The organism is Bathymodiolus heckerae thiotrophic gill symbiont (assembly GCF_900128515.1).
In the GTDB taxonomy this organism is placed as follows: domain Bacteria; phylum Pseudomonadota; class Gammaproteobacteria; order PS1; family Pseudothioglobaceae; genus Thioglobus_A.
This window is the reverse complement of the sequence record NZ_FQTP01000010.1, coordinates 23,271-32,842: the sequence shown is the minus strand read 5'-3', so window position 1 is coordinate 32,842 and position 9,572 is coordinate 23,271. Positions and strand designations below refer to the sequence as shown.

11 protein-coding genes are annotated in these 9,572 nt (G+C 38.2%); 9 read left to right on the top strand and 2 right to left on the bottom strand.

Going from position 1 to position 9,572, the window contains the following annotated elements:
* Positions 1 to 233: 233 nt before the first annotated feature.
* Positions 234 to 1,115 (bottom strand): LysR family transcriptional regulator, encoded by an 882-nt coding sequence (locus tag BTHERMOSOX_RS02475; protein ID WP_138119091.1) that lies wholly within the window; start codon positions 1,113 to 1,115, stop codon positions 234 to 236.
* 95 nt (positions 1,116 to 1,210) lie between these two features.
* Here BTHERMOSOX_RS02475 and BTHERMOSOX_RS02470 point away from each other — a divergent pair, with 95 nt between their 5' ends.
* The 7 genes from BTHERMOSOX_RS02470 (at position 1,211) to BTHERMOSOX_RS02440 (ending at position 7,855) form a co-directional block, all read left to right on the top strand.
* On the top strand, positions 1,211 to 2,629 hold the full coding sequence (locus BTHERMOSOX_RS02470; protein ID WP_138119089.1) for a form I ribulose bisphosphate carboxylase large subunit: 1,419 nt from the start codon (positions 1,211 to 1,213) through the stop codon (positions 2,627 to 2,629).
* A gap of 69 nt (positions 2,630 to 2,698) precedes the next feature.
* The gene (locus BTHERMOSOX_RS02465) at positions 2,699 to 3,046 is read left to right on the top strand and encodes a ribulose bisphosphate carboxylase small subunit (protein ID WP_138119087.1); all 348 of its coding nucleotides are present in this window, start codon (positions 2,699 to 2,701) and stop codon (positions 3,044 to 3,046) included.
* A 73-nt stretch (positions 3,047 to 3,119) separates the two neighbouring features.
* The gene (locus BTHERMOSOX_RS02460; protein WP_138119085.1) at positions 3,120 to 3,434 is read left to right on the top strand and encodes a hypothetical protein; all 315 of its coding nucleotides are present in this window, start codon (positions 3,120 to 3,122) and stop codon (positions 3,432 to 3,434) included.
* Positions 3,435 to 3,450: 16 nt separating this feature from the next.
* Complete coding sequence (locus BTHERMOSOX_RS02455; protein ID WP_138119083.1) at positions 3,451 to 4,266, top strand: CbbQ/NirQ/NorQ/GpvN family protein; 816 nt, start codon at positions 3,451 to 3,453, stop codon at positions 4,264 to 4,266.
* Between the two features lie 88 nt (positions 4,267 to 4,354).
* Positions 4,355 to 6,700 carry a nitric oxide reductase activation protein NorD gene (locus BTHERMOSOX_RS02450; RefSeq protein ID WP_138119081.1) on the top strand — a complete coding sequence of 782 codons (2,346 nt, stop codon included), beginning with the start codon at positions 4,355 to 4,357 and terminating at the stop codon, positions 6,698 to 6,700.
* A 6-nt stretch (positions 6,701 to 6,706) separates the two neighbouring features.
* Entirely contained in the window at positions 6,707 to 6,961 is a 255-nt protein-coding gene (locus BTHERMOSOX_RS02445; RefSeq protein WP_138119079.1) for a hypothetical protein, read from the top strand.
* A gap of 18 nt (positions 6,962 to 6,979) precedes the next feature.
* Positions 6,980 to 7,855, top strand: a complete 876-nt coding sequence (locus BTHERMOSOX_RS02440; protein WP_138119076.1) for a tetratricopeptide repeat protein — start codon at positions 6,980 to 6,982, stop codon at positions 7,853 to 7,855.
* Between the two features lie 46 nt (positions 7,856 to 7,901).
* On the opposite strand, the gene mog is transcribed toward BTHERMOSOX_RS02440, so the two are convergent.
* Positions 7,902 to 8,432, bottom strand: coding sequence for a molybdopterin adenylyltransferase (gene mog, locus BTHERMOSOX_RS02435; protein ID WP_138119074.1), 531 nt, complete (start codon positions 8,430 to 8,432; stop codon positions 7,902 to 7,904).
* A gap of 476 nt (positions 8,433 to 8,908) precedes the next feature.
* Between mog and BTHERMOSOX_RS02430 the strand changes: the two genes are divergently transcribed.
* The gene (locus BTHERMOSOX_RS02430; RefSeq protein ID WP_346654937.1) at positions 8,909 to 9,157 is read left to right on the top strand and encodes a TusE/DsrC/DsvC family sulfur relay protein; all 249 of its coding nucleotides are present in this window, start codon (positions 8,909 to 8,911) and stop codon (positions 9,155 to 9,157) included.
* Positions 9,158 to 9,283: 126 nt separating this feature from the next.
* Positions 9,284 to 9,559, top strand: coding sequence for an HU family DNA-binding protein (locus BTHERMOSOX_RS02425; protein ID WP_138119072.1), 276 nt, complete (start codon positions 9,284 to 9,286; stop codon positions 9,557 to 9,559).
* Positions 9,560 to 9,572: the final 13 nt, after the last annotated feature.

Here is a 9,572-nt window from a genome sequence, read left to right as displayed (position 1 = left end):
AATGGGCATCCTTGATCCAACTAAAGTAACTCGTGCAGCCTTACAACATGCGGCGAGTATCTCCGGATTGATGATTACTACTGAGGCAATGATTACTGACATCCCGCAAGAAGCTGGTGCAGCTGCAGGTGGCGTTGGTGGCGATCCTATGAATCAATATGGCTAGTCATTAAGGCTATATATTAAGTAAAAAAAATCCCCATTAAATGGGGATTTTTTTGGTAAGCAGAATGTTATAAATCGCCATTATCAATAATAAAAGTTTTAAACTTTTTGGCAATAGGGGATAGTCGACTCTTCTTGTTATGTACGATGTACCAGTGACGTGTAATAGGGAATTTTTGAGCAGTAAGTTGCTTAATGATGCCATTATCAAGCTCGAGATTTACCGTATGTTTGGATACAAAGCCAATGCCTAGTCCTGCTTGAACCGCTTCAATAATTGCTTCATTGGAGTTAATTTGAATATCTGAATTAAACTTCATACCGGTAATACGCTCAATGGTAATACGCGTACCTGAGCCTTCTTCACGAGTAATAAGAGTTTCTTTGTTAAGATCTTTAATGCTGTTATTTTTGCCTAGCAGGGGATGATCAGGATGAGCAATAGCGATCAGTGGGTTTTCCATGAATGGTAGAGTTTCTAAATCCATTTCTAGTGGAGGCTCTCCCATAATGATTAAGTCAGCAGAATTATCTATAAGTTTTTCCAATAACATTTTTCGATTGGTCACTTCTAGGTGGAATGTCATTCTTGGAAATTCCGCTTTAAATTTGGCTAAAATTCGACTAACAAAGGAGTTAGTCGTGGTGGCAACAGCGATTTGCAGATGGCCCGCTTCAGGATCTAATGTTTGCTCAATAGCTAGTTTGCTATTTTCAAGTGTATCAATAATATCAAGACAGGTTTGATAAAACATTTTACCAATGTGGGTAGGTGTAACAATTTTCCCCCTAGTGCTAATAAGGTCTGAGCCAATATTTTTGGTGAGTTGTTGTACTTGCATATAAACTGCTGGCTGAGTTACAAATAGTTCTTTACTGGCCTTGGTAAAGCTTTTGGTACGTACGACAGCCTCGAAACTATAGAGTTGTTTTAATGTATAGTTAATCATAAGTAAATCTTATTATTATTTAAATAAATATTATTCTACATTATATAAAATATATTGTATGATTGCGGTTCTTTTAATGAAAGGAGCTATAAAAAATGGCAAAGGTTTATGATGCGGGTGTAAAAGATTACCGCGATACTTATTGGATGCCGGATTACACACCGTTAGATACGGATATCCTGGCGTGTTTTAAAATTACACCACAAGAGGGTGTACCTCGTGAAGAAATTGCAGCAGCAGTAGCAGCTGAGTCTTCAACGGGTACTTGGACAACTGTATGGACGGATCTATTAACTGATCTTGACCACTACAAAGGTCGCGCATATGCGATTGAAGATGTACCAGGTGACGATACATGTTTTTACGGATTTGTTGCATACCCAATTGACTTATTTGAAGAAGGTTCAGTAGTGAACGTAATGACTTCTCTAGTTGGTAACGTATTCGGCTTTAAAGCTTTACGTGCATTAAGACTTGAAGATATTAGATTCCCAATTGCATACGTAATGACTTGTAATGGTCCGCCACAAGGTATTAGTATGGAGCGTGATATTCTTAATAAATACGGTCGTCCTTTCTTGGGTTGTACAATTAAACCTAAGTTAGGTTTATCTGCTAAGAACTATGGCCGTGCATGTTATGAAGGTCTTCGTGGTGGTTTAGACTTCACGAAAGATGATGAGAATATTAACTCTCAGCCATTCATGCGTTGGAGAGCTCGTTTTGACTTCGTGCAAGAAGCTATCGAGAAAGCTGAAGCTGAAACTGGTGAGCGTAAAGGTCATTACTTAAATGTAACAGCACCTACTGCTGATGAGATGATGAAGCGTGCTGAATATGCTAAAGAAATTGGTTCGCCAATTATTATGCATGACTACATTACTGGTGGTTGGACTGCTAATACTGGTCTAGCACAATGGTGTCAAGATAACGGTATGTTGTTACACATTCACCGTGCAATGCACGCAGTATTAGATCGTAACCCGCACCATGGTATTCATTTCCGCGTTTTGGCTAAAATCTTGCGTTTGTCTGGTGGTGATCATTTACACTCAGGTACTGTTGTTGGTAAGCTTGAAGGCGACCGTGAAGCAACATTGGGTTGGATCGACATTATGCGTGATTCATTTATTAAAGAAGATCGTTCACGCGGTATCTTCTTTGATCAAGACTGGGGCTCTATGCCAGGTGTAATCCCTGTAGCTTCTGGCGGTATTCACGTATGGCACATGCCAGCACTAGTAAACATTTTCGGTGACGACTCTTGTCTACAGTTTGGTGGTGGTACACTGGGTCACCCGTGGGGTAACGCAGCAGGCGCAGCAGCAAACCGTGTAGCGGTTGAAGCTTGTGTTGAAGCTCGTAACTCTGGTCGTGAGCTTGAGAAAGAAGGTAAAGATATTCTTACTTCTGCAGCTAAGCACAGTCCTGAATTGGCAATCGCAATGGAAACTTGGAAAGAAATCAAGTTTGAATTCGATACTGTTGACAAGATTGACGCAGCACATAAATAAGTAAAGTATCACTAACAAAGTGTTTGAGAAAACACTTTGTTAATTAACTAAAAAATAAGGAGCATTAATATGCAAGATTATCAATCAAGTTTAGGTAACACTGAAAGTCGTAAATTTGAGACTTTCTCATACTTACCAACATTAACTGCTGAGCAAATGCGTGTGCAGATTCAATATATTGTTGACAAGGGTTGGAACCCAAGTGTAGAGCACACTGAGCCTCAGCATGCTGCTGGTTCATACTGGTACATGTGGAAACTTCCAATGTTTGGTGAAACAGATGTTGACGCGATTCTTCAAGAAATTGAAAATTGTCATGCTGCACATCCGGACAATCATGTTCGTTTGTTAGGTCTAGACAACTTCGCACAATGTGCAGGTACTTCAATGGTTATTTACCGTGGTCAAACGGTTTAATAGTTAATTAAGTTCGACACAAAAAACCCCAACTCTTGTAGTTGGGGTTTTTTTTGCTATAAAATAATGCACTATGAATAAACCTAAAGTATATGTTGGAATTAACAATGAAATCAATGGTGGTATGACTACGATTGGTAAGCTTATTAGAGACGCCTGGGTCTTTGAATTAATTGAAGAAACTGAGACCTGTGAAGGTTGGAATCTTACTGGAATTGATGCTCTTTTGCAAAAGGTCAATGATGAGTGGGATAAGTATGGTTGTTTAGTAAGTTTTTTACCGCCGGAGTTAGCGCAGCGACACTCAAGAATACACGGTGCTGCTCTGGAAAAGGCTAAATCATCGGGCTGGTCAGGTGAGATTGAAACCGATGATGAAGATGAATAAATAAGAAAGGAGAGTTATGTCTGAAATAAAAGTAGATCCAAATCAATACATCATCAAAGATGAGCCGTATTATGAATCAGTAAATAATGAAGTAGAGCTTTATGAATCTGCATACGACGTTCGTATGCCAATGATGATTAAAGGACCAACAGGTTGCGGTAAATCACGTTTTGTTGAATACATGGCTTGGAAATTAGGCAGACCTTTGATTAGTGTTGCTTGTAATGAAGATATGACAGCCTCTGATCTAGTAGGTCGTTTTCTACTAGACAAAGACGGTACAAAATGGCAAGATGGCCCATTAACAACAGCAGCTCGTATTGGCGCAATTTGTTACTTAGATGAAATTGTTGAAGCGCGTCAAGATACAACGGTTGTAATTCACCCATTAACAGATCACCGTCGCGAATTACCATTGGATAAAAAAGGTGAGTTAGTTAAAGCGCACCCAGATTTCCAATTAGTCATTTCATACAACCCTGGTTACCAAAGTTTAATGAAAGATCTTAAGCAATCAACCAAGCAGCGCTTTGGCGGCTTGGATTTTGATTACCCTGAAACTGATTTAGAAGTAGCGATTGTAACTAAAGAATCTGGCGTAGATGTAACAATGGCTGAAAAATTAGTGCAAATTGCACATCGTGCACGTAATCTTAAAGGTCATGGTCTTGATGAAGGTATCTCTACTCGTTTGTTGGTATACGCAGGTCAGTTGATTGCTAAAGGTGTTGATCCTGAAGCCGCGTGTAGCATGACAATGATTACGCCATTAACCGATGATCCTGATATGCGCGATACATTGAAAGCTGCAGTACAAACTTTTCTAGGCTAACTCCTAAAAAAGCATCTTGAGGCTTGTTGTTTCAAGATGTAAGCTTTTAAATTATTTAACATTTTGTTAATTTAAGGTATTTGTCATTATGTCAAAGATTCTACTTGAAGATTATTCTGAATTTCTTGAAAAAATCGCACCAGAGGTCAAGAATGTACTCGATCATACGTTTGCTGACGCTGCACGTGTCATTTCACCTGCAGGTTTAAAAGATTACTTGGATGGTGCTAAATCATTATGTAACTTAGGTAGGGGTAATGATCTAGTAATTACTTATTTAGAGGTAATGCCGCAAATTGCAAAAGAATGTGGCGAAGATATTATTCCTGATTGTGTAACAGCTTCCATGAAACTTTCGTCACTTACCTCCGGTGAAGTGGTTTCTTTGTTGTTATCTACGCTACCATTGGTTGCACGTCATTTGGGCGATGCTCAATTAGTACGCGGCTATTTAACAATGATACATCAGCTATCCTCAACGGCTGCACGAGGTTTACGCCCAATGCTGAACAATATCGATCAATTGTTATCTAAACTCACCTTGAGTGGTTTACGCCGTTGGTCACAGTTTGGTGCTAAAGCATACCGTCGTGATTTTAAAAATCTCACTTCATATTTTTCATTAGAATCACAAGATTCACGTGCTATGTTAGAGCGTGAAAGGCGTGGAGTGTTATTTGTAAGAGTGCAAAGAAAGCTTAACTTCTACCTTCGTGCTTTATGGGGTCGTGATTTCTTTATTCGTCCAACAGGTGCTGAATATACAGATTTTCGACCGTATGTTGATACGCGTATTTTGTATGTTCCAGATGCATTAGACGATATTGAAGGCGTTGAAGGTTTAGAGATTTATCGTGCCACTGTTGCTCATATGGCTGCGCATATGATGTACGCGACAAAGTCTATGTCTGCTGAACAACTCAGTCCAGCACAAATGTTTTTTATTGGCTTGTTAGAAGATGCACGCGTTGAGTATAAAGCCGTGCAAGAATTTCCGGGCTTAAAGAAATTATGGCGTTCTTTAATGTTACTTGAGCACGAAGAACCTGCAGAGCACAAAACCATGGAAATTTTAGAAGGTTTTGCTTTGCAGTTGCTTGATATGGATACTAAAGGCGATGATGATCAGTTAAATGATCTTGCTGCTAAATTCCATGCTAATATTGAAGAAAATAAAGATAACAATCAGTTTGCTTGGCGAATGGGTATTGAGCTTTATAACTTATTTTCAGGTCGAAAGGCCGTACCAAGTTTAAGAATTCTTGAGCGTTACCGTGTTGATTACCGTGATGATAATCGTGTTATTTGGCATTATGAAGATGTTAACTGGGACTTGGGCGATGAATACATTGCTGCCAGTCAATCTCAACAGCGTTTTGAAGTAAGTCCATTAATGATGGCGCATGAGGTTGATTGTGAATTAGCTGGTGATGATGCTCAAGTAATTTGGACCTGTAAAGACTTAATGCGTGTGTATGAGGATGACTTAACTGATAACGCCAGATCATTTAATGAAACTATGGGTACAGAGCCTATTTCTGATCCGTTTCATTATCATGAGTGGGATTATCAAATTCAATTACATCGTCCAGATTGGGCGACTATTTATGAACGTCGCCCAACCAAAGGCGATCCAGAAGATATTGAAAATATCTTATTAGAGCATAAGCCCATCGCTCATAGAATTCGTCAAATTATTGATTTATTGGCTCCAGCAGGCGTTCAACGCAAACGTGGCATGGAGGATGGCGACGAAGTTGATATTAACGCTGCCATTGATGCTATGATTTCAATTCGTATGGGTGATCAGCCAAATCCACGTATCACTATGCGTAACGTGCTCAATACTAGAGATTTGTCTATTGTGGTATTATTAGACTTGTCCGAATCTACTAACGAGATGGTGGGCGATTCTGATAAAACTATTTTGCAGTTAACGCGTGAAGCCGCCACACTAGTATCAGTTGCTATGGAAGGTATTGGTGATCCATTTGCATTACACGGTTTTGCTTCTGATGGTCGTCATGACGTTCAATATTTTCGTTTAAAAGACTTTAATCAACATTTTGATGATGAAGCTAAAGCACGTCTTGCAGGTATGAAGGGTGGCTTATCTACACGTATGGGTGCAGCTCTTAGACATGCTGGCACACACTTACACAAACAGCAAGAAAAACGAAAGTTAATTCTATTGGTGACAGATGGAGAACCAGCAGATATCGATGAAACAGATCCGCAACACTTGCGCTTTGACACTAAAAAAGCCGTGGAAGAATTGTATTCAACAGGCGTATTAACTTATTGTTTAACGCTTGACCCTCATGCTGATGCCTATGTGAAACGCATTTTTGGTGAAAATAACTATACCGTTATTGAAAATGTTGAAAAGTTGCCAGAACAGCTTCCATTGTTATTCGCGAGTCTTACCGCTTAATTTTCAATGTTTGAGGATGATGAAAAACTCATAGAGTTTGTTCCTGCATATCCTTATATATTACCTCAAGATTGGAAAGACTTTGGCAATCCAACTGTTTATGAAATAACTGCAACACTAGATACGCTTAAAAAAATGTATGTAGATCAAGTTAAAGATCTTAATCAAGGTAGAATTGACACTGAACTAGGTGAAGAAAATCTTCGCAATATAGCCACTAATTATCAATCTATTAAAGCAATTTTATTTCAACCCCGTTAAATATAAAAGGAAGTTCTTGTGAGCACTGAAAATAAACCTCTAATTTTTGAAGTCAGTCAAAATAATTTTAAAGAATTAGTGATTCATAATTCAAATCATATTCCTGTTATTGTTGAATTTATGGCTGTTTGGGCTGGACCTTGTATTCAAATGGCTGACGAGCTTTCGCAATTGGCAACTGAATTTCCTGGTGATTTTATTTTTGCAAAAATTGATATTGATGAACAGGAAGAGTTAAAAACTCAATTTTCTGTTACCAATGTGCCTACTATTATTGTTTTTAAAGATGGTGTAGAGGTTCAGCGAGAAGAGGGACAGTATCGTACTGATGAGCTGAGACTGTTGTTAAAGCATTATGGCGTATTTAGAGAGTCTGATGAAATGCGAGAGCGAGCACGTGAAAAGCATTTAGCTGGCGAAACCTCTGAGGCAATTATGCTGCTTACTCAAGCAATTAACTCTGATCCTGCTAATGTTAGAGTGGCACTTGATATGGTGCAAATTTTTTTAGATATTAACGAGCTTGAGCAAGCTGAAGGATTATTTAATAAAGTCGGTGACGAGGCTCAAAAAAGTGAAATTGGCTTGGCTATTTCTAGCCAGTTAAATTTTAAAAAATTAGCACGGAGTACACAAGGTGTTGAGGTATTACAAGCGCTATTGGTGGAAGACGCAGATAACAATCAGGTGAAATTTGATCTAGCCATTTGTTTTATTGCTCAACATGATATTGATCAAGGTGTCGATTTACTGTTTAAAATTCAACAAAATGACTCAAATTATAAAGAAGGTGCGGCTAGAGAGATGATTGGCATGATTTGCAACATGCTTGAAAAAACCAATCCAGAAGCAAGTGCTGCTTATCGTCAGAAATTGTCAAATCTTCTAAGTTAAATTTTTTTATGACTTGAATTTCCTTTGAATAAAATCCTGACAGTTTTTATTCAAACTCCTGTTCAACAAAGTCTAAATCAATCTGAATATTGGATTTATCTAATAACTCCAAGCATTTTGGCACCGCCAAAAATACCGCACCCAAACACACAGCAATAGCTGCAGGTTTTCCTGGTAGATTAATAATCAAACTATTGCCACGTGTGCCAGCTGTTTGACGCGACAGAATTGCCGTAGGTACAGTACGTAAGCTAACATTGCGCATCTGTTCAGCAAAGCCATCAAAAATACGCTCACACACGCCATGTGTTGCCTCAGGAGTAACATCACGCGTAGTTGGGCCTGTGCCACCTGTTGTTAAAATCAAATTACAATTTCTATTGTCGGCAAAATCAATTAGGGTTTTTTCGATTAAAACTTGCTCATCCTCAATGATAGTGCTGTCAATTTCATAAGGTGATAACACTGCACTCTTAATCCAATCTTGCATAGCAGGACCGCCAATATCTTCGTATTCTCCACGCACTGCACGATCAGAAATTGTAACAAAGCCTATTTTAATTTTTGTATTATCCATTTACCTAAATTGATGATTAATTTTCGTTAATTTTACCTAGCTATCAATTGACAGATTTGTAAAACTGCTGTTTTCTTGACCTGAATCAAGAAAACCAAATATAGCTTCATTAATTGATCTAAATCAAGGCTTGAAAATCAGTAAAGCGCAAAATCGTCATAATTTTATAAAAAAAATGGAAAAAATGCTTGTTAACGATAACGATATTCAAGGTTGGGTGGCAGATTATTTGTAAAATCATAAAATTGAAGAGCAAAGAAAAACGCCTGAATATGAATCAGGTTATGAAGATGGTATGGATAAAACCAGCGTCAATTTCAAGGATTTTTGCTAAATGATCGACCCAATTAATCTTATTTGGGTTGTATAAATTAATGGAGTTATTTCAATATGAAGGTAAATAATAAAACTGCTGAACTAGATCCTGAGGGTTATTTGATTCATCCTGAGGATGGGATCATGATGTTGCTCTCGAGTTGGCTGGTTCGGAAAATATCGAATTAAATGATGAATATTGGTCGGTATTTGATTTTATGCGTAAGTTCTATGATGAAAAAGGCGTAGCACCCGATGTACGTCATACCACTAAGCAAATGGTAGAGGATTTTGGGGTGGATAAAAAAGCAGCAAAATCTAAGCTATTTAAGATGTTTCCATATGGTTATGTCAAGCAAGCTTGTAAAGTTTCCGGCATGAAAAGGCCAAGAGGCTGGAGTACAGGATAACTTGAGAGTGTTATTTTTACAGGATTAACTAGACATCTTATAAAGGATGTGTTAAAAAGGTTATGGTTATTATTGACTTATTTCAATATTAACACTAATTAAATTATTAAACAAAAGGAATACACAATGAACAAATCAGAACTAATCGACGCAATTGCAACTGAAACAGGTTTGTCTAAAGTAGATGCAGGTAAAGCTCTTAACGCAACTACAGATGCAATTACTAAAGCTATGATAAGTGGTGATGGTGTTCAGTTAACTGGTTTTGGTAGCTTCTTAACAAGAGCTCGTGCAGCACGTGTAGGCCGTAATCCACAAACTGGCGCAGCGATTCAAATCAAAGCATCAACTATTGCAGCATTTAAAGCCGGTAAAGCGTTAAAAGAAGCAGTAAACAAATAGTCGTGCCAGTCTA

What these genes read in the sequence shown, in the direction of transcription:
- BTHERMOSOX_RS02475 (WP_138119091.1), bottom strand. Translation starts at nt 1,115, where the DNA reads ATGATTAACTATACATTAAAACAACTCTATAGTTTCGAGGCTGTCGTA.
- BTHERMOSOX_RS02470 (WP_138119089.1), top strand. Translation starts at nt 1,211, where the DNA reads ATGGCAAAGGTTTATGATGCGGGTGTAAAAGATTACCGCGATACTTAT.
- BTHERMOSOX_RS02465 (WP_138119087.1), top strand. Translation starts at nt 2,699, where the DNA reads ATGCAAGATTATCAATCAAGTTTAGGTAACACTGAAAGTCGTAAATTT.
- BTHERMOSOX_RS02460 (WP_138119085.1), top strand. Translation starts at nt 3,120, where the DNA reads ATGAATAAACCTAAAGTATATGTTGGAATTAACAATGAAATCAATGGT.
- BTHERMOSOX_RS02455 (WP_138119083.1), top strand. Translation starts at nt 3,451, where the DNA reads ATGTCTGAAATAAAAGTAGATCCAAATCAATACATCATCAAAGATGAG.
- BTHERMOSOX_RS02450 (WP_138119081.1), top strand. Translation starts at nt 4,355, where the DNA reads ATGTCAAAGATTCTACTTGAAGATTATTCTGAATTTCTTGAAAAAATC.
- BTHERMOSOX_RS02445 (WP_138119079.1), top strand. Translation starts at nt 6,707, where the DNA reads ATGTTTGAGGATGATGAAAAACTCATAGAGTTTGTTCCTGCATATCCT.
- mog (WP_138119074.1), bottom strand. Translation starts at nt 8,432, where the DNA reads ATGGATAATACAAAAATTAAAATAGGCTTTGTTACAATTTCTGATCGT.
- BTHERMOSOX_RS02425 (WP_138119072.1), top strand. Translation starts at nt 9,284, where the DNA reads ATGAACAAATCAGAACTAATCGACGCAATTGCAACTGAAACAGGTTTG.